We start from the raw sequence: 18,422 nt of genomic DNA, 5'->3' as shown, positions 1-18,422 counted from the left end.
GCAGCTTATGAGTGCTTAGGTGTAAGGGATTTCTTTTCCCTCAATGAATGCCTTCAGATTCGCTAACGACTCACGAAATCCCATATTGCATGCAACTCGCGTTCCTCCACTCTCCTGTTCCAAAATAAAGGTTATGATGGTTTGTTGCGAATCCGCTACAAAAGAGAACTCCTGATTCGGTATTACCTTCTCGATCGTCAAGAACATTGGAAGCTTCTCTGCAAGGTTGTTATGTTGATTGGGCATTAAAGTAAAAAGCATCTTCTCCCCCGCAGCCAGACTTGGAATTTCCCAAGGCGACCCTGGCGCATACCAATGAATAAGCTTGTCCTCACTCGTAATCGCATCCCACACGGCTTCGATATTTCCATCGATTACAATCGAACTAACTTGCGGATGATCCATGTTCAATCCTCCTTAAGTTCTCCATAGTTGGAACAATGATGACTCCATTTTAACTTTATGTGGAAGCAATACCATTCTCCACACTCATTTTCCCATTTGTATATGGCAATTTTCAAGTCTACCGTATCCTATACTCCTCAAAAAAGAAAACGCGCTTATCATGGAAGAGCTTATCCCTGAAGCGCGTCATCGTCGTATTTTATTCATTGGATTACACGTAGATCACTCTTAGACTCACTGCTTTACAATCTCTTCAATCCCGGGGATCGCCTCTTGTGCTCCCAAGCGAGTCACGGCAATCGCGGAAGCGCGCTGCGCCAAATCCACCGCTTCATCCATACTTTTGCCCGTGACGATCATCGCGGCCAGCGTACCCGAGAACGTGTCCCCCGCCGCGGTCGTATCGATAGCCTTAACCTTGAGGGCTTCCTTATACACATTCTCCGTCCCGTTATAATACGCGATTCCCTTCTCACCGAGGGTAATCAGCGGGTATTGAATGCCTTTGCCGCGTAAAATATGCAAAGCATGGAACGCATCCTCGGTGCTCCGGATCTCGATATTCGTATACATGCGGCACTCGATTTCGTTCGGCGTGAAATAATCCACTCCCCGCAAAATCTCATCATCGATCGGAACGGCGGGAGCCGGGTTCAGGAATATCGGCACTTTGCCTTTCAGCATACGCACGGCCTCGTATACGGTCTCCATCGGAATCTCCAACTGCAGCATGACGGCGGAAGCGGAAAGCAGCTCCCGTTCATATCGGCGGATGTACTCCGGCGTAACCTGATTGTTGGCACCGCCATCGAGGATGATGCTGTTGTTTCCGTTGCATACGGTGATCGCGGCGACACCCGTCGTCACGTTCGGCTCGCGCACCATGTAGTCGGTGCGTACGCCATAGCTCGCAAGGCCATCCGCCAGCGACCCGCCGAAAATATCGTCGCCGACTTTGCCCATGAACCACGTATCGGCGCCCATCTTGGCGCAAGCGACCGCTTGGTTGGCGCCTTTGCCGCCGGGCGAGAGGAAAAATCCTTCGCCCCTCATCGTCTCGCCGATCTCCGGGACGCGGCTCGTCCGCATCACCATATCCATGTTGGCACTGCCCAGCACAATAATTTTGTTCATAAGTCCACTCCGATCCCGGAAGACTGCAGAGCCGCCGTGCTGCGGAACGTTCTTCCGTTTATATCTCCGTTACTCTTATATCGCTGTAATAAGCTCTGGCCGCGCCAAGCGTGCTTACACCATACATTCCGTAGCTCCATGTATCGTCCGAATGCTGCAGTACTTGCTGGCCGTCAATGCTTAGCGTAATCAAATTTCCTTGCGCGGTCAACGTCAGATCGTACTCCTGATTCAACTGCCACGGATAGCTTGCGGCGGCGAGCTTCTTATACCCGAAGTCGTTGATGTACAGCGCAACCTGACCCTTCCCGTCCAAGCCTGCGTGATAGCCTCTCATCGCTCCTTGCGCGCGAATGGCAACCAGATGCGAATCGCCGATCTGCGGGTTGATCTTCACCGACACGGAATAATCCCGCGAGAAGTAATTGCCCGTATACGCTTCGCTGGGCTCGGCGGTCATCAGATACATCGCCCCGTCCACCAGGCTCCAGGCACCGTGGTTGTGGGCGAATGGCGTCACGCAGCCGAAGTCTGACGATTGCTTGCCGAAGTCGATCGAATAAGCGGATTTGCCGTAAATGCGAAATTCATCGATGAAGACGCGGCCGAGGCTCTTCGGCTTGCGGGTCGAGTAGGCTTCCAGCACGATGCCGACCTCGTCGATCAGCTCGCCTTCCGAATCGGGAATGTCGAACTCGACATGAATCCATTCCTGATCAACTAGCTTGACGTAACCTTGCACGAGTTCTTTTTTACTCTTCGCCAAGCGAACATACGGCGCAATCCCCATCGTTTCGTTGCCGCCCCATTGGTCGAGGTATATATGCATCGATACTTTTTGACCGGAATAAACACGGGGGGCGAACGTCGGCGAATACCGCTCGTCGCTGAAGTCGGCGCGCGTATAGAAAGGCTTGTAGAACACCTTGGATTTCTCTCCGCGGGTCATGCGGTCGAAGATGACTTCCAGCGAGCCGGTTCCCCGGGATGCTTTTTCCGTGGAATGCCGGGCTTCGCAGAAGAACGGATCGGACACGCGGATGTTATGCGTCGATCCCGGCAGCTCGAAGTCGAAGTAGATTTCGCCCTCCTTGAAGCTGTCGAGAAGCTGCTGCGGGCACGGCTCTTTCGCCAGACGGTAGCCCAGAATCGCGAGCTCCTTGGCATACGTAGGAATATCCAGGATATTGAGGTAGCCGGAAATGCCCGACATCACGATAGAGTCGTTGATCGGCTTGCGGTACTTGCCGGCGATGCCTTCCAAGCCGCAGGCTACGCCCAGCACCGTCCCGACGTTGCCGGCATTGCAGTCCGTATCCCAGCCGCACATCGTCGCGATCTCGACGGTCCGGTTAAAGTCGCCTTGACCGTAAATCATCGCGAGCACGCAGACGCCGGCATTCGGGATGATGTGGCAGACGCCTTTGTATTTGTCATAGCCCCAGTCTCTCTCCAGCATATCGCGGCACTCGCGGAAGTCGTCCGGATGCTGCGTGTGGAAGGCCAGAACGGCTCTTGCTACCTGCGCATAGAGCGAATCTTGCGGGATTTGACCGAGTCCCGCTTCAATGATTTCATGAATGTTCGAGGTTTCGAACGCTTTGGCAATCGCCGCGCATAAGAATCGGGCTCCCAGCACGCCTTCGCCGTCGTGTGATACTCGAGCCGCCGCTTCGCCGAAGTCTGCGGCTTTCTTAGGATTGCCAGGATTCACAAGCCCCCATGTATCGATAAAAATTTGCCCGCCGATCTGCTCGGCGATAATGAGGCCGTTTTGTTCGATGGAACCCGATTGCGGAGCCGGGATGCCGTTCTTCAAATTAATATATGCCGTATGCTCGGTGCTCACGCCATAGCCGCCCCACCAGAACATGCCGATGCCTTCACGGGCATAGTTCAGCCAGGCGCGGGCGACATCGTTCGGCGTAATGTCGCGGTCGACCGCATCGTCGTACAGCGCGCGCAAGAAGTAGTACGGGCCGTTCGCATCGTCGTCAGCCGCGAAGTTTTTAAATTCCTTCACATAATCGTTAATTTCGCCGTACGTATTTTTGATTCGCTCGTAAGTCCAGATCGTCGGCTCCACCGGAGCGCCCAGCCGGATTCCGATATTCATGCCAAGATAGCCGGAGTACACTTTTTCCAAATAATTTGAAGGGATCACTATGGGTCCACCGCCTTTACTGTATTGAATGGAGCTGCTGCCCCCTGCGCTCATTGGATTCCAAATCCGCCTTAATAATGGCTGCGGCCGCTTCAATGAACCGGCTGCACTCGGTTTCAAAGTTCTGCTTGTTCGCTTCCTCCAGGACGGCGATTTCGTCCGGCGGGATCGCGGCAACGCCCTGCATCGCCCCCAGAATCGCGCCGATCATGACGCCGATGGAGTCCGTGTCGCGCCCCGAGCTGACGCCGTCTTTGACCGCCTCTAGCATATCGCCGTCGTGCAGAACGATGTAGCCCAGCGCCAGCGGCAGCTCCTCGATCGAAAACAACCGGCTCGGCGTGTAATGGTTCGACGGAATGCCTACCTTGTTGATACTGCGGTTCACATCGTCGCCCATCGGCGAGTAGCGGACCATCACTTCGTGAAAAGCTTGGACGACCCGGCTCCGATCTTGCTTTTCGGACCGCAGCTCCAATGCCTTCTCGCAGATGTCCTCGATCGCCCGTCCCGTTCCATCCTTTGCGTAGCGCAAAGCCGTATCTACGATATCCCGGACGGTGGCGCCCGGCTCGAACGCTTTGGCCACGCAGCAGGCCAGCACGCCCGCCGCTTCCAGGCCGTAGCTCACCTGATGGCCGGATGCGAACAAGATCGCTTCGTCGTACGCGGCCTTCGGGTTGCAGGCGTTGACGATGCCGACGGGAGCGATATACATCGCCGCTCCGCAGTTGACCATATTGCCGTAGCCGCCCTCGCGCGGCTCGCAGTTCGCCAGCACGTGACGGGTGAATATATGTTTTTCCGGATAAAATAACCGGTCCAATATAAGCGCTTCTTTGCCGAATTCCGGAATGTACCGGGGACGGAACGCGATCTCTTTGACAAATTCATTCGCCATATCGTACGCATCCAGATGCCGCCGTTCGGTGCAGTACACGTTCATGAGCGCGAGTGTCATCAGCGTATCGTCCGTAACGATGCCTTGTCCTCTCATCCGGCCGAGCCGCGTCGTTTCCGGCCAATCGGCCTTCCACCATTTCGTCCGCGTCGTCTCGATCCGGCCATACTTTTCCACGATCTGGGCATGCGTCATTTTCTCCACAACCGCCCCCATGGCATCGCCGTAGGCCGTACCGTAGACGACTCCCTTCACCCGATCCGCAAATGAAATCACGATATGCTTCTCTCCCTTCCAGTCAGAAGTGCAAAGCCGTTATTCAGCCTTGCACCCCGTCATGTCCGTATATTTATTTGATCGTTTTATTCGCGTATTCCGTAATTTCTTTGCCGCCGGCAGCGTTCCAATCCTGCACGAATTTATCGAAATCGGCGATCGTCTTCTTGCCGGTCACGACATTGGCGGCGAATTCTTTGTACAGCGCGTTGCAGGCGTCCCACTTGGCCGCAAGCTCCGCAGGGATGATGAAGCTGTTGTCTTTGGTGGAAAGGGATGTCATCATTTCGAGCGATTTGGTTGCCGGCTCGGACAAGTAAGGCGTAGACGGATCGAACGCTTTGTCAGGCTTGAAATTCACGGTCGACTCGACAAAGCGCGGATACCATTCGGCGAATTTGGCCGTAAATTTGATCTTGTTGTCCACAACCTGATACTGCTCGCCTTCCACACCGAGCTTATCGAGCATTTGCCCTTTGGGGCTGGCCAAAAACTCCAATACGGCGAATGCCATATCTTTGTTCTTAGACGTCTTGCCGATAGCGAAGCCGCGGCTTTCCTTGCTCACATCGACCGGCGTATAGCCTTGCGCTTTGCCTTTGGCTGGCGGCAGCGGCGTAATTTTCGCATTCGCACCGTTCTGGGACGTCGCTTTCGTATTATAAATATCGATCACTTTGCCCTGCGTCCCGGCGATAACCGCCGCTTGCCCGTCGTAGAACGCTTTTTCCTTCGTGTCCCATTTCTTGGTCAGAAACTCCGGATCGAGCAAGCCTTCTTTATAGAGCTTTGCGTAAAATTCCAATTTCTCTTTTTCGAACGACGTTGTTTTGCCGAATGCATATTTGCCGTCCGCGCCTTTGATCCATGTCGACGTTAATCCGAATGCTTGACCGAACGTGGCATCGAGCTCATCCAAAGTGCCGGCCGTCGTGTATGCGAACTTCGCGCCGTTCTTCTCCTTCACTTCCTTGAAGAAGTTGTAGTAGTTGTCTATCGTCGGATTTGCGAGCAAGTCTTTGCCCGAAGCCGTCTTGTTCAGCCAGTCCTGGCGTACAACCGGCACCGAGCTGCTGGTCGGCGACAGCCAGACGAGATACGGATAGTTCTTCGTTCTCTCTTTGTTGTATGTGTTCATGGACGCCTTTACATACGTCGATTTCTCGATATACGGCGTTAAATCTTCAAGAATTTTTTGCGTTACCGCGAACTGGTAATCTCCCCCCTGGAAGTAGATCAGATCGGGGATGTTGCCGCTTTGCAGCAGCAGTCCCAGCTTCTCGGAATAGGTGCCGCTCTGCACCGGAACGAGCTGCAGCTTCACATTTTTGCCTTCGGCCTTCATGCCTTCTTCAATGCCTTTGAGCAATTTATCGTCCGGGGTCAAGTCCTTGTCGACAATGGAAATCGTAACGGGCTGCTGACCGGACGCGCCTTGCGCCGAATCGGCCGGAGCCTTAGGATTGCCGGAGCTGCAAGCGGTCGTTGCCAGCATCAGGCCGGCTGCCATCAGCGTAAACATTTTTCTCATTTCTGTTTCCTCCTAGTTTCAAATGAAATTGAAATTATTCTTTGACGCCGCCATCCATGACCCCTTTGGTGTAATACTTCAGGATGATCGGATAGAGCATTAGAATCGGAACCATGGCAATGACGATTGTAGCCGCTTTCAACGATGAGAAATCAAGCTGCGCAATGTTGTTGTTTTTGAGCAGATCGGCTGCGCCGACGAGGGTTGTCGTGTCCCGTTCGACGACAAACTGTCTGAGGAGCACCTGCAGCACCGTATTTTCACGGCTCGACAAGAAAATGCTCGATTTGAAAAACTCGTTCCACTTTGCAATCGCGTAGAACATGCCGATGGTTAAGAGCGGGATGCGCGCCAGCGGCATGACGATTCGCATAAATAAGGTAATGTGCCCCGCCCCGTCGATTTTGGCGGCCTCGATCAAGGAGTCCGGAATTTCTTCCAGGAACCGCATCATAATGATCAGGTAATACACATTAATCATCCGATATAGCACCATCGCCCACAGGCTGTCGAGCAAGTGCAGGTCTTTCATGACCATATATTCCTGTACGATCCCCGGCTCGAAAATCATAATGATGATGAGGAAGATCATGAGCGGCGTTTTGAAAGTAAGATTTTTGCGCGTTAGCACATACGCGGCGATCGTTGTAAAAAAGATGCTGAGGCACGTGCCGACCACCGTGATGAACAAAGAGTTGAGCAGCGCCCTTCCAACGATCGGATTGCTGAGGACGACTTGAAAATTAATGAAAGAGAATCCCCGCGGCCAAATTTCATATCCGTGCAACAAGTGAACCTTAGCCGGGTGCGACAGCGCTCTGGCGAACAAGTTGACGATCGGGACGAACATCGTAAGCGTGACCACCGTCAAAATCAGTCCGAGGAACGCTTTGGAAACGGTAAGCTTTCTAGCCAGCATGAACCGTCCACCTCCTTACCATGCCCCTTTAGAGGTTAATTTCTTCGAGATAAAATGCGTGGACAGCACAAGCACGACCCCGATCAAGCTTTTGAACAAATTGGCCGCCGTCGCAAACGAATATTGCCCGTTGATCAGACCGACCCGATAGACGTATGTGTCGATAATATCGATATGGCTGTTGACGGAATCGTTCGTAAAGTTTAGTACCTGATCCAATCCGGCGTTCATAATGAAGCCGACGTTCAGGATAAAGATCGTCACCATCGGCACATACAAATGCGGCAGAACGATCCGGGTCACAATATGCCACCGGCTCGCCCCGTCGACGTAAGCGGCTTCATACAGGCTGGGACTGACGCCCATAATCGCGGCAAGAAAAATAATCGAGTCCCAGCCGATGCTGCGCCAAGCTTCGCTCGCCAGCAGCACCCAACGAATGCTGTCTTTGTCGGTAAGAAAATCTTTGGCCGGCAGTCCGAGCGCCTTGATGAACTCATTAACGGCACCCGTGGAAGGGGACAAAAACTCGAACCAGATGCCCGCGATCACGACCCATGACAGAAAATGCGGTAAGTACGATACGACCTGCACCGCTTTGCGGAACTTCCCATTGGCGAATTCATTCAGTACCAACGCGAACAAAATCGGGATCGGAAAAAGAAGAAACATTTTCATGGCGCTAATAATTAACGTGTTTTGCAATACGTTGAAGAAGACCGGAGTGCTGAAAAGCTCCTTGAAATATTTGAGTCCGACGAACTCGTCGCCGCCCAGAATGCGGTAGTCGTAAAAGGCCAGCTTCATGCCGATGATGGGCCACACATGGAAAAGGACGAAATATACGATGCAGGGCAGCAGCATGAGATACAAAACTTTATCGGACCAAACCTTCTTCATCAGCGAATTCGCTTTCATTGCGCTCACCTCCTGATGCCTCGTTCATAAGTTCAATTCCAGCTCCATCAGCGGCGCATGCTGCTGGGCTCCGTAAACATCCCGATCAAGAAATGTGCCGGACGATACTTTACGGGAGAATGTGATCTTGAAGCCGAGCGCCTGATCGAAGAATACGATATGCGTAATATGGTCTTCCGCAATGTTGTATAGCCGGGATACCAGTTCTTTATTAATGAGACCGCGTTGTTTGACTTTGTAATAAATGTCCGGATCGTCGAACAGCACGTCTACCGTAATTTCAAAAGGCCCGCTGTTCTTGCTTCGCAGTACGGCTGCCGCATCGTATAGCTTCATGGCTGCACCTCGCTGTATTCGATAGGGAACATCTCCAGGCCGTCAGCGACGTCCATCAAATGGTAGACGGAAAATTCATACACGGCGCCGAACGGCACGTCGCTCGGAGCAAACGGGAAGGCCAGGTTACCCGCCGTCGATTTGCGTCCTTCATAGCCGTAATGCAGGAAGGTCGATCTAACCGAGCTGCATATCGCACTCGCCAGCTCCTGCGTCTTCGCCACGACTTCGAATACGATACCGAGCTCGTGTCCGGCGGTGCGCTGCGGCTCCAGCTCGCCTAATACGCCGTTCAATCCGTAATTGATAAAATGAATGCGGTAATCTTCCGGTGCAATTTCGCTGTAATAGTCTTTTACCTGCTGCTTCACCAGCTCTTCCACCTCTTCGATCCGGGCGATCAGCAGCGGGTCGCGCACGCCTGCGACGACGAACGTCCGGTAGGCCACCTTCATAGCGCCTTCCAGCTTAATTTTGTACACCGGCGTCTCTTCGATCCGGCTGCCTTTGACTTCAACGCTGCCGTCTCCGAGCTCGGTAAAGACGCACTGTTCCAGATCAAGCATCAGCCCCGGTCCATGCAAAATGTACGGGTGATCCTTCTCGTAAAACGTATGGGCGGCAACGGATACGGCCGTGCACTTGCGGGCCTCGCTAAGCGGCTGCACGATAAAGGAATCTTGCTTGAGCGTACCGAGCATGCTGTCTTTGGTCGTCCCCGGCTCCGCCGACAATGCGGCGCATTCCAGTATTTTGCCCAAATGGTACGCAAGCGCCGCATCGAAGCCGTGATACATGGCCACCGCCGCGAACGGCGACGGATCGTAAGCGCGTCCGCAAATGATGATGTCCGCATCCGCCGCAAGCGCCTCGATGATAGGCTCATGCCCCATCTGCGCGACGATACGGCTCGTCGCTTCCAGCCGTTCTTTCGTCAGCGGCGCCACCGTCTGACCCAGCGGCTCGCACCCGCCTGCTTGCAGCTTCGCTTCCACAACCTCATGGGGGATATCCGCCCATATCGTTGCGATCTTGATCCCGCGGATCCCATGCTCCTGCAAAATCTCCATAATGATCGACCGGGTCCATTCGACGTGAATCTCGGCGCCGCTTCCTCCGGCCGACCCGATGACGATCGGGATTCCCGCTTTTGTCCCCTCCGTGATGATGATCTCTAGATCCTTCTTGCAGGCTTGCCTGCTGACAATCGCCGTGCCTGCACCCAATTTATGCGGTCCTGCGTCGGTGGATCCGGCATCCACTACGATCGCATCCGGCTCATGGGCCATGCCATTCATGAAGGACGCCTTGGGGAAACCGTACCCGAGCATGCCGCAAGGGGCCAGTATTTTGAATTGTTCTTTTGTCATATGCACCCTCCACCCGTACAAGCGTCGTCATATAAAATAATGTATTTACTGCTGTAACCGTTCTCAAACAGATCGTTACTTTGCATGCCGATATTTCCGTGAAGATGGCTTTCGCTTATGAATTTCGGCAACTGGAAATCATATCGGTTGATAAGGATTATTTTGGATAATTGGATGATCCAATTAAAAGATCAAAAGGATGCGCCTCATCCGTTTGATTCCACTTTATTCAACATAATATTTTGTTTCACTTGACCGATATGGTGCAGTAGCGCTTCCTTCGCTTTCAGCGGGTCCTTTTCTTTAATCGCCTGGAGGATTTGGAAGTGTTCTTTATATACTTCCGCTTTCCGGCCGGGAATGTCGACGGTTTTGGTGGCTGTTTTCTGCAAAAGATCCATATGCAGTTCAATCAGATTCACCAGCACCACATTATGCGTAGCCTTCGCGATCGAGAGATGAAACGCCTGGTCGGGATTCGAAGGATCGTCTGAGTTACTGTCGATGATCCCCCAACGTTCGAGAGCGTTTTCAATTTCAACAATATCCTGCTCCGTGGCCCGCGTTGCGGCTAGTTCCACAATGCCGGTTTCAAAAATTTCCCGGGCTTCCAACAGCTCGATAATGGTCGCCCTCTCGATATTTTCGATGATGCGCTTCTGATCTTCCGCTTTGCCAAGATTTTTGCTAAGGTAACGCCCACCGCCGGGCCGCGTTTCGATCAGACCTTCCCTTTCCAAAATGCGGAAAGCTTCCCGCAGCGTACCGCGACTGATCCCGAACGCCTGGGCTAGTTCCCTCTCGGTAGGAAGCACATCGCCCGGAGCCATATTGCCTTCGAGAATTAAGTTCTCAATCTGCTCTATGACATCCTCGTACACCCGATGATATTTAATTTTCTTAATCGTCATTGTCATTACCTTCCATGTCATCATGACTTGCAACATAATTGGATGATCCAATTACCCGCACCTTCATACTAATTACATTTCGTGTATGTGTCAAGCAAATTTTGAAACCGTTTAAAGTTTTACAGTGAATTGAGATCAACGAAAGGAGTGAGGGAGCTTACCAATTAACAATGCTATTGTGAACGACGGGTTCGAATCTGGGGAAATTCATAATTGAGCTGCAGTTGCCGAGTCGGCAGCCGCCGAAGTCGCTGATCGGGAAGCCGGTCCGCCTTCGGAGACAATCAGGAGCACGGGAGGCAACGCCGGATCGACCGCGGTCGCCGGCCGTGCTTTTATTGCGTTATTCATTCGTCATTCTACAGAGCACCGTCTATAGATCAAGCTTTTCAAAAACGGAAATACAATGCTGCTTACAAGCAGCAAAACTCCAATCTCGATTGCATGATCCGCCATATTAAGCACACCTTTACCAGAACGCGAGACTAAAAAATCCGTAACCTGCCCAAACAACAAGCGATCCATCCCATTCCCAGCAGCGCCTCCAACTAAGAAAGCGAAGCTAATCTCGTTCATTTTGCCCTTTAATGCGCCTATCTTACGATAGTAAATCACACCCGCCACAAACAAAACGGCTACGATTCCAAAAAGTCGTCCATATCCTTGAAATAAGCTCCCAGCCATTCCGCTATTTTCAATATGAGTCATTTGTATTCCCCATATTGACAAGGTATCATCGATGTTCACATAAATACGGATTAAAATTTTTGAAATTTGATCAACTAGTACAACTAAAATGGCAGTAATATAAAAAATGATATTTTCCCCACCTTTCATCATTGATCCATTTTTAAGGCGCCGCCGTTTTGACGAGCATGATACTGCTTTGGAGAATCTATTTTGAGTTTACCACACGAGCAGTGTCAGTACCTATTCCGGGCCCAACCGCTCTGCTTTTAATGACAACCAAAGCCCAACGTTTCCTCTACTTTCGGTACCTGCTTTACCATTTGTTTTCTTCCACGTTTGATTCCGGGCATGCGAAAAAGGCTCACTCCTCCTCATCTTTCAAGTTGGAATAAGCCTTTGAAAGTTTATCAATTACTTAAATGATTATCCAAAACTTAATTTAGGATTTTTATAGCACCAATCTGAGTCATAAGGTAGGGTTTTTAATTTTTGCATGTCTTCCCAACGGTAAACCCAGTCATAATCTGCAACCCAAAAATAGTCGTCAGGATTAACTTTGAGATAATGATATATAAAGCGAAATACTAACTCTTCAACGCCGTAAATGTCTTCAATTGTTCCGACTTGATATAGTTTATTATTGAGATCCAAACCTACGTCCTGATAATAAAAAAAATCAAGATGCGGATTATCCAATCCATCTACATAAAGTAAAAACGATTCATTATTTTCTCGTACTTTCTTATCACTAATATTCAACGTCGTAGAAAGAAATTGTCCATTGCTGGCATAATTTTTACTGTTATGAAAGTTCAGCATTACATCCGCATGAAAAGCAGAAATGATAGAATCAGCTAAAAGACGTTCGGGTGTATATTTTATTTGGCTCATTAATATAAATGCAGAAGTCCCCATCCTATTTTATAACCCCCTTCAAATCCTCTAGCGAGTTAACGATCGTTACGCCTTTAGATTTTATGTTTTCCAGCATGGTTTGATGTTCAGGCCTTAAATTACTCAAAGGCTTATCAATATACAAGATAACCTTTTTATTCTCTGGATTAAAGAATAAATCATGATTTGGATCCGTAAATTTATTAAATTGGTCTTCTTTTACCGCTTTAATTGATGCTTTGACCTCAATAATCGCATCTTTTGTAACTACGTCTAAATCACCGGCAGCTTCGCCGGTATTCTTCAAAACCTTTTGGCTAAACCCTTTTACTTCGCTTTCTTTTCTTACAAAGTCCGCAACCTTAGCTTCGGTTGCTTTACCAACATTCGAACTATTTAAAGCATTGTCAATATCTCTATTGATATTTTTCAGATGTTGATCAACCCATGTAAGTTCATTTCCAGCTGGATTGGTATATTTCGTTTTATTTCCATCCTTAACCATGCTGCCAATGGTCTCATCTTGTCCCGCCCCCTCATCGGCATTATTCTTATTCGGCGTATTGTCATCCGACCTTTGGGGATCGTCCTTATTCGGCGTATCGTCATCCGGCTTCTTGGGATCGTCCTTTTTCGGCGTATCGTCATCCGGCTTCTTAGGATCGTCCGGATGCTCACCCGGGCTTTTGCCGTCATGCTTCGGAGGTTTCGGTTTATCCGGAATATCGATATCCGGCTTCCGGGAACCGAGCTTATCCAGAAGCTTGCTCACATAGCGGCGTCCTTTCTTTCCCACCCAGCTTAGTGCTTTGCCGAATGGGATTCGGCTGAGTATAATGCCTACAGCCACGGAAAGCATATTTTCGGGAGTCAGCAGCTTCTTCGGATCGCGGATATAGCCGGCAATCTCATGTCCGCCACCGGCGATGCCCGCCCCTGTCATCGCGATGCCTAAAGACGGCCAGAATCCGACGAACAGCAGTGACAAGGCGAGGGCCCCGAGCAAGATCGCGCCCTGTTCATACCATTCCAGCCGATCCCACCAATTTTGCAGCGAATCGAACATGCAGGCGTAACAGGCCGTTAACCCTCCGCCCGTATGAGCCCCGAAGCTTGCGAACAGACCAGCCACAATCAGAATCACCGCAAGTCCGGTCAACGTCTGGCAAAGGGCTTTTACCCGAGCCTGGATAGGCTCCTGCCGGTCGGCCGCTTCCTCGTTCCCATAGAGCAAATGAAATCCGAGTTCCCTGCGTTCCCGGTAAAAGCCGAGCCAATACATGAATTTCTCCCGGTCCAGACAAAATGAGCGGATCATATTCCACAGCTCGGTAAACGGATTAAGAAGCGGCTCGTTCGGCAGCGACGGAAGGCGGTTTCGTATTTTGTTCAGCGACGCGTAATCGGCAATTAGCGATGCGGCGAGCATTAGCAAGAATACCGGCTGAGTTTTATAACCGCTTCCGGTTAGATCATGTAGCCAGAACACCCAACCCGGCAGCTTGTGTTGGCCGTTATAAGCCGCGTGATCCAGGATGGACCATAGCAAGATGATTACCGGGAACAGAAAAACCCATTTCGTCAGTCTTATCCGCAGCCGATAGGCCATTCCGCACGCAAGTGCGATCATAGCGGTATGTACGGGATGACCGACGGTCATTAGCGTCGGAAACAGACTTTCTTCGAACCGTCCGGGAAACAGCGAGAAAAAGTCCCAATGGATCGTTTCGCCGCCCAACATCGTAAAGCTGTAGCCGAACTTTGTCGCAAGAATGCCGGAACTTAGCCACCTTCGGGAAAGCTCCTCCATCAGTTGGAAACCGACGCCGGTCGCCGCGCCGATGAGCGTATAATCGCTTAAACTCAAGGCGGAAGCTCGACGCGAGAACAACAGAAATATGCCTAGCGGAAGGAGTTTCCACAGCTCTTCGAAAATCGGCGTGATCACGGCAATGGACCAAGTATCGGAAGTTTTTCCGCCGAAAAGCGCATGGAGGGTATTGACCGTAAGCGTTGTGAACGGTACGACAAGAAAAACGCCTGCCAGAACGAACAGAACGATCGGCTTCCACGGCATCGTTTTGCTTCGGCACAGAAACCAAAATTGCAGCAGCACATAATACGACCATAAATATTGAACCACCATGGTACGCGATTCTTTAACGAAAAACAAGCTTAACACAAACACGGTTAGCGATAACCAGGAAAAAATCGTATACGCCGTTTTAATAAAAGGATATTTCTTAATCCATGCTTGGCAAGTTCGATAGATGGCCTCAATGAAATCCCGAATTCCGGTTCGAATGGACCAGATCGTAATCACTGCGGTCGCCTCCTTTGACAGCCCACCTCGTGCGAGCGGGACGTCTCCCTTGACGACGGTCCAGCCATGAGTAAATGAATGAATTCATGAAAAACAAGGTCATTGATCGATCGGAGCAGGAGTTTATAAAACCTCAATAAGAAACATGTAACAGACCTGTTATTTATGAACGAGATACTAGTATTATAAATAATTCTTATAAAATATGGCAAAAGGCGTTGGTCTCAATTCTTGATGAATTATGTCGATAAAAAACCGGGATATAACATCCGAATGGAAGATCGTTCAACAGCAGAATACGGCTACTAAAACATAAGCCCCTGAGAACTGCGTCTCAAGGGCAAGGTCCGTGTATAAAAACTTAATAGTACTCAGCTGCATGATCAATGCATCATACCCGGCATACTTGTGTGGCCGCCAGCGGTTGTTCCCTCATTCGGATTGGCGACGTTCCCGGCTTCGTATAACTGGCGCCATGACCGCCATGAACCCCTCCAAATGCCGATACGATCTCGCTGTAGAATTTTTATTGATGAACGAAAAGTTGTGGCCCGGCGTTGTGATCCCCCATCCGAAATCGGTTGCCGGATCTTTGTACTTCGCGAAAGCAACCGCGTTTGAATACGGATCGTTGCCGGCCATGCGAACCATTTTCGCTTCCGTCATCTGCCTGCATGTTATTTTGTTCCGACAACCAAAAGTGACTCGGAAGGCCCCTCGAAACCTTGCGGTCCTTCAAATATCCTCAGCGCCTCTACGATATCGATGTGCATCTGTTTACGATCAGCTTCACTCAAGCTCTTAGTCATTTCACCGAGCGGCCCTGCAGATACATCGTCTCTGGCCCCCCGGATGAATTGTATGACTGATTCATACCGATGAATGTGGGGCACTTCCTGAACCGATACGTCTTGAAAGCCTGCCGCTATAAATGCTTGTTCCAACGTTTCCGGATTACCTAATGAGAACAAGCCTGGGTTTTTACCACCCTCTGTAAGGGAGATGCCTGCATATCGAGCAATAATCGAGATTGGGAGAGATAACGTTGGGTTCCTCTCTGGACTCGACCACACGAGTGCCGCAAACTTTCCACCTGTTTTAAGAACGCGCCGTATCCCGTCTAAAGCTTGCTTAAGATCGGGAACAAACATCAGGCCATGGCGGGAAATCGCCGCATCAAAAGTATCGGATGGCAAATCAACACGCTGGGCGTCCATGACATGCGTCTCTATGTTACTCAAGCCTTCTTGTTTAGCAATGTCGGCAAGCACTTGCAGCATCGCACCCGAAATATCGGTCGCCACAACCTTTCCCTCAGAACCGATCATCCGCGCCGCCATAAATGTTTGGTCTCCGGTTCCCGCCGCTACATCCAGAAGCAGACTCTGACTACCTTCAAGAACCCCTGCCTTCCTCAGCATTAGGTCCGTTGCGGTTCCTAGAAGTCGATCCCTATCCGCTTTGCTACGATTCCATGCAGATACCTGCTCGTCTGTCTCCCAAGATTTTGGCGCGTCTTCCTTGTGATCGGACTTCATGAACGCATCCTCCCTAATATATAATTGCACTCATCTCAAAAAAGCCAACAAAAAACATTAAAGATTAACCCGGCCATTTGACCGGGTTTATGTTTATTTTAACAATTCACTTATTTCATTTAGATTTTCCGCAAAACCAACAAACACCTTTTCTCCGATCACAATCGTCGGAACAACTTGTTTTCCCGTCAAGTTCCAGACTTCCTCTGCATACTTAACGTTCTCTTCACAGTTATAATCTATATAGGGAATCTCGTGTTCTTTGAAGTAGCGTTTGGCATAATTGCAGTCGCTGCAAGTCGGTATCGAATAAATTTTTACGGGTTCTCTCATTCCAGAGTCACTCCCTGCTCACCTTCGAATGCTCTCATGCTACAACGTCATATCCCTTGTTTTGGATGACTTTCTTTATGTCGGCTAATTGTAATTTCGCTTCGTCATACTGGACGTGTAACGTGCCTTGCTCAAAGTTAACGCGGCCTTCAGCACCGATCGAATCAAGAGCCCCTTCAATCGTTCGAACGCAAGAACGGCAAGACATGCCTTGTACTTTAACGGTTGCTTCTTGCATGGTTTCACCTCCTCTCATTAGAAATCTGTTAACCTGCAATGTGCTGAAGCTGTTCGAGTGAAACCCGATCCACGAATTTACTGAATTTTTCTTTGCCTTTCGCATGTGCCTTATAGTAATCGATAATGGCGGTAACGGCCGGAACGAGTCGGTCTTCCGTTAATCCCGATATGAGTAGTCTGGCAAAGGAAGTTTTAAGACCCTTCGGTTCACCGCCAACGTAGATGTCAAATGTATCACGCATTTTCACAACGCCGATATCCTTAAGCAACGGCTCGCTAGTACCTAATGCGCAACCCGCATAGCCGATCTTAAGCGACGTGGGCGTTTCAATGCCTGCTATAGCTTTATTTAGGACTTGAGCCGTTACCAGACCCGCCTCTTCGGCTCCTTTACAGAAATTGCAGGCAATCAGGCTTTTGGTCGCAAACCCTGCTGGATACACTTCAAGGCCGTAACGTTCAAGTTTTTCCTTTATGGTATCGCGCCGTTCGAGCGGCACTTCTACATAGAGCTGTTTGAACGTGGTCATTTCAATTTTTGCATCCGCCCCTGCGACCCTACTGATTATTGCAAGCTGCTCCGGTGTGAACAGGCTGCCCCCCGCTTGAATCGCCGTGCTTATTGCGATCTTTATCTTTTCTCCCATGACCATCCACCCCTATTCGAATGTACCAAATCATTTAATATCGACTACAAAAGGCACGGTAATCACTTTTCCTTGGTGTTGAAATTGCCCCCATATTTTATAAGTACCGCTCTTTGGAAAAGAGGTAGCAAATTGAGCTTTCGGGCCGGTGGCCTTTTCATCAAGCGGATGAACATGAATGTATTGCTCCGCATCGGCCGATAAAATCACGACATGTCCGACAGCTCCCAAATACGGTTCGAGGTTGTTAATCCCCTTCTTAGTTTGCGCATCAAGAATATTAAACGTAAGTGTAACTTCTTGAGATGATTTCGTGCTGCTCAAAGCGAGTTCAATTTCTTTGCCATCGACATCTTTTACAAGCTTGGAGTCGGCAATAATAGCGGCTTGATCCCCGGCTTTGCCCTCCACCTTTACCCATTCGCTAAGCGTTGTGCTAGTTCCGCCCTTTGGAATGAAATCCGCAAACAATTTGTAATCCCCGCCCGTTGGAAAAGCAGTACTGATCGTAAACTTCCCGTTTCCCTTGTAGTCGGGATGGATGTGGTTAAAGAATGAAAGATCACGGTTCACGACGATGAGATGCAGCAATTTTTCATGATTAACCTGAAAGTCATTAACCGATTTACCGTCCTTATCTGTAATTTGTATGGTCAGCTCTTTGTTTTCGTTTGCTTTCACTCCTCCGGAAGCAAAGGCAAATGTCGCTTTAACCTTATCTGAGGGCATTTGTTGATCACTGGCGTGACCCCCGTGACTGCCGGCTTGCTCGCCGGTAGTTGCTTGATTATGGCCTTCATGGCCGGACGCATTTTTATTTGCATTACCGCACGCGGACAATAAACTGAGGGCAAGAATACTAGAAATCAGGATCATTTTGTTGTTCATTTGG

At 50.1% G+C, this 18,422-nt stretch carries 18 protein-coding genes and 1 pseudogene; all 19 read right to left on the bottom strand.

What is annotated here, in order from left to right:
• Nucleotides 1–15: 15 nt before the first annotated feature.
• The 19 genes and pseudogenes from ACFQI7_RS19305 to ACFQI7_RS19215 all read right to left on the bottom strand — a co-directional run bounded on the left by ACFQI7_RS19305 (nucleotide 16) and on the right by ACFQI7_RS19215 (nucleotide 18,418).
• Entirely contained in the window at nucleotides 16–405 is a 390-nt protein-coding gene (locus tag ACFQI7_RS19305; RefSeq protein ID WP_218101345.1) for an SRPBCC family protein, read from the bottom strand.
• A 234-nt stretch (nucleotides 406–639) separates the two neighbouring features.
• A complete protein-coding gene (gene rbsK / locus ACFQI7_RS19300) occupies nucleotides 640–1,539 on the bottom strand; it encodes a ribokinase (protein WP_218101344.1) in 900 nt (299 codons plus the stop codon).
• A gap of 58 nt (nucleotides 1,540–1,597) precedes the next feature.
• Nucleotides 1,598–3,703, bottom strand: a complete 2,106-nt coding sequence (locus ACFQI7_RS19295; protein ID WP_218101343.1) for an ADP-ribosylglycohydrolase family protein — start codon at nucleotides 3,701–3,703, stop codon at nucleotides 1,598–1,600.
• Nucleotides 3,704–3,719: 16 nt separating this feature from the next.
• Entirely contained in the window at nucleotides 3,720–4,880 is a 1,161-nt protein-coding gene (locus tag ACFQI7_RS19290) for an ADP-ribosylglycohydrolase family protein (RefSeq protein ID WP_218101342.1), read from the bottom strand.
• A 73-nt stretch (nucleotides 4,881–4,953) separates the two neighbouring features.
• Nucleotides 4,954–6,411 carry an extracellular solute-binding protein gene (locus ACFQI7_RS19285; protein ID WP_218101341.1) on the bottom strand — a complete coding sequence of 486 codons (1,458 nt, stop codon included), beginning with the start codon at nucleotides 6,409–6,411 and terminating at the stop codon, nucleotides 4,954–4,956.
• 34 nt (nucleotides 6,412–6,445) lie between these two features.
• Entirely contained in the window at nucleotides 6,446–7,330 is an 885-nt protein-coding gene (locus tag ACFQI7_RS19280) for a carbohydrate ABC transporter permease (protein ID WP_218101340.1), read from the bottom strand.
• A 15-nt stretch (nucleotides 7,331–7,345) separates the two neighbouring features.
• Nucleotides 7,346–8,248, bottom strand: a complete 903-nt coding sequence (locus ACFQI7_RS19275) for an ABC transporter permease (protein ID WP_218101339.1) — start codon at nucleotides 8,246–8,248, stop codon at nucleotides 7,346–7,348.
• A 24-nt stretch (nucleotides 8,249–8,272) separates the two neighbouring features.
• Nucleotides 8,273–8,584, bottom strand: coding sequence for a DUF4387 domain-containing protein (locus tag ACFQI7_RS19270; RefSeq protein ID WP_218101338.1), 312 nt, complete (start codon nucleotides 8,582–8,584; stop codon nucleotides 8,273–8,275).
• On the bottom strand, nucleotides 8,581–9,954 hold the full coding sequence (locus ACFQI7_RS19265) for an acyclic terpene utilization AtuA family protein (protein ID WP_218101337.1): 1,374 nt from the start codon (nucleotides 9,952–9,954) through the stop codon (nucleotides 8,581–8,583). The genes ACFQI7_RS19270 and ACFQI7_RS19265 overlap by 4 nt, the downstream gene beginning before the upstream one ends.
• A gap of 206 nt (nucleotides 9,955–10,160) precedes the next feature.
• Complete coding sequence (locus ACFQI7_RS19260; protein WP_218101336.1) at nucleotides 10,161–10,865, bottom strand: FadR/GntR family transcriptional regulator; 705 nt, start codon at nucleotides 10,863–10,865, stop codon at nucleotides 10,161–10,163.
• A 354-nt stretch (nucleotides 10,866–11,219) separates the two neighbouring features.
• Nucleotides 11,220–11,705, bottom strand: a complete 486-nt coding sequence (gene lspA / locus ACFQI7_RS19255; RefSeq protein ID WP_230415362.1) for a signal peptidase II — start codon at nucleotides 11,703–11,705, stop codon at nucleotides 11,220–11,222.
• Between the two features lie 273 nt (nucleotides 11,706–11,978).
• The gene (locus ACFQI7_RS19250) at nucleotides 11,979–12,470 is read right to left on the bottom strand and encodes a hypothetical protein (protein ID WP_218101335.1); all 492 of its coding nucleotides are present in this window, start codon (nucleotides 12,468–12,470) and stop codon (nucleotides 11,979–11,981) included.
• 1 nt (nucleotide 12,471) lies between these two features.
• Entirely contained in the window at nucleotides 12,472–14,772 is a 2,301-nt protein-coding gene (locus ACFQI7_RS19245) for a PrsW family glutamic-type intramembrane protease (RefSeq protein WP_230415360.1), read from the bottom strand.
• A 525-nt stretch (nucleotides 14,773–15,297) separates the two neighbouring features.
• Nucleotides 15,298–15,426: pseudogene (locus ACFQI7_RS19240) on the bottom strand (cell wall-binding repeat-containing protein); the annotation flags it as partial.
• A gap of 23 nt (nucleotides 15,427–15,449) precedes the next feature.
• Nucleotides 15,450–16,310, bottom strand: coding sequence for a class I SAM-dependent methyltransferase (locus ACFQI7_RS19235; protein ID WP_218101334.1), 861 nt, complete (start codon nucleotides 16,308–16,310; stop codon nucleotides 15,450–15,452).
• A gap of 93 nt (nucleotides 16,311–16,403) precedes the next feature.
• Nucleotides 16,404–16,643, bottom strand: a complete 240-nt coding sequence (locus tag ACFQI7_RS19230; protein WP_218101333.1) for a glutaredoxin family protein — start codon at nucleotides 16,641–16,643, stop codon at nucleotides 16,404–16,406.
• Nucleotides 16,644–16,677: 34 nt separating this feature from the next.
• Nucleotides 16,678–16,881 (bottom strand): heavy-metal-associated domain-containing protein, encoded by a 204-nt coding sequence (locus ACFQI7_RS19225; protein ID WP_218101332.1) that lies wholly within the window; start codon nucleotides 16,879–16,881, stop codon nucleotides 16,678–16,680.
• A 28-nt stretch (nucleotides 16,882–16,909) separates the two neighbouring features.
• Complete coding sequence (locus tag ACFQI7_RS19220; protein WP_218101331.1) at nucleotides 16,910–17,530, bottom strand: NAD(P)/FAD-dependent oxidoreductase; 621 nt, start codon at nucleotides 17,528–17,530, stop codon at nucleotides 16,910–16,912.
• Nucleotides 17,531–17,560: 30 nt separating this feature from the next.
• Nucleotides 17,561–18,418 carry a hypothetical protein gene (locus ACFQI7_RS19215; RefSeq protein WP_218101330.1) on the bottom strand — a complete coding sequence of 286 codons (858 nt, stop codon included), beginning with the start codon at nucleotides 18,416–18,418 and terminating at the stop codon, nucleotides 17,561–17,563.
• Nucleotides 18,419–18,422 lie beyond the last annotated feature (4 nt).

It is taken from the genome of Paenibacillus allorhizosphaerae (assembly GCF_042659105.1).
Lineage (GTDB): Bacteria > Bacillota > Bacilli > Paenibacillales > NBRC-103111 > Paenibacillus_G > Paenibacillus_G allorhizosphaerae.
This window is presented reverse-complemented; position numbering and strand designations above follow the sequence as displayed.

Coding starts and splice junctions, on each gene's coding strand:
- ACFQI7_RS19305 (WP_218101345.1), bottom strand. CDS start 405: ATGGATCATCCGCAAGTTAGTTCGATTGTAATCGATGGAAATATCGAA.
- rbsK (WP_218101344.1), bottom strand. CDS start 1,539: ATGAACAAAATTATTGTGCTGGGCAGTGCCAACATGGATATGGTGATG.
- ACFQI7_RS19285 (WP_218101341.1), bottom strand. CDS start 6,411: ATGAGAAAAATGTTTACGCTGATGGCAGCCGGCCTGATGCTGGCAACG.
- ACFQI7_RS19280 (WP_218101340.1), bottom strand. CDS start 7,330: ATGCTGGCTAGAAAGCTTACCGTTTCCAAAGCGTTCCTCGGACTGATT.
- ACFQI7_RS19275 (WP_218101339.1), bottom strand. CDS start 8,248: ATGAAAGCGAATTCGCTGATGAAGAAGGTTTGGTCCGATAAAGTTTTG.
- ACFQI7_RS19270 (WP_218101338.1), bottom strand. CDS start 8,584: ATGAAGCTATACGATGCGGCAGCCGTACTGCGAAGCAAGAACAGCGGG.
- ACFQI7_RS19265 (WP_218101337.1), bottom strand. CDS start 9,954: ATGACAAAAGAACAATTCAAAATACTGGCCCCTTGCGGCATGCTCGGG.
- ACFQI7_RS19260 (WP_218101336.1), bottom strand. CDS start 10,865: ATGACGATTAAGAAAATTAAATATCATCGGGTGTACGAGGATGTCATA.
- lspA (WP_230415362.1), bottom strand. CDS start 11,705: ATGATGAAAGGTGGGGAAAATATCATTTTTTATATTACTGCCATTTTA.
- ACFQI7_RS19250 (WP_218101335.1), bottom strand. CDS start 12,470: ATGGGGACTTCTGCATTTATATTAATGAGCCAAATAAAATATACACCC.
- ACFQI7_RS19235 (WP_218101334.1), bottom strand. CDS start 16,310: ATGAAGTCCGATCACAAGGAAGACGCGCCAAAATCTTGGGAGACAGAC.
- ACFQI7_RS19230 (WP_218101333.1), bottom strand. CDS start 16,643: ATGAGAGAACCCGTAAAAATTTATTCGATACCGACTTGCAGCGACTGC.
- ACFQI7_RS19225 (WP_218101332.1), bottom strand. CDS start 16,881: ATGCAAGAAGCAACCGTTAAAGTACAAGGCATGTCTTGCCGTTCTTGC.
- ACFQI7_RS19220 (WP_218101331.1), bottom strand. CDS start 17,530: ATGGGAGAAAAGATAAAGATCGCAATAAGCACGGCGATTCAAGCGGGG.
- ACFQI7_RS19215 (WP_218101330.1), bottom strand. CDS start 18,418: ATGAACAACAAAATGATCCTGATTTCTAGTATTCTTGCCCTCAGTTTA.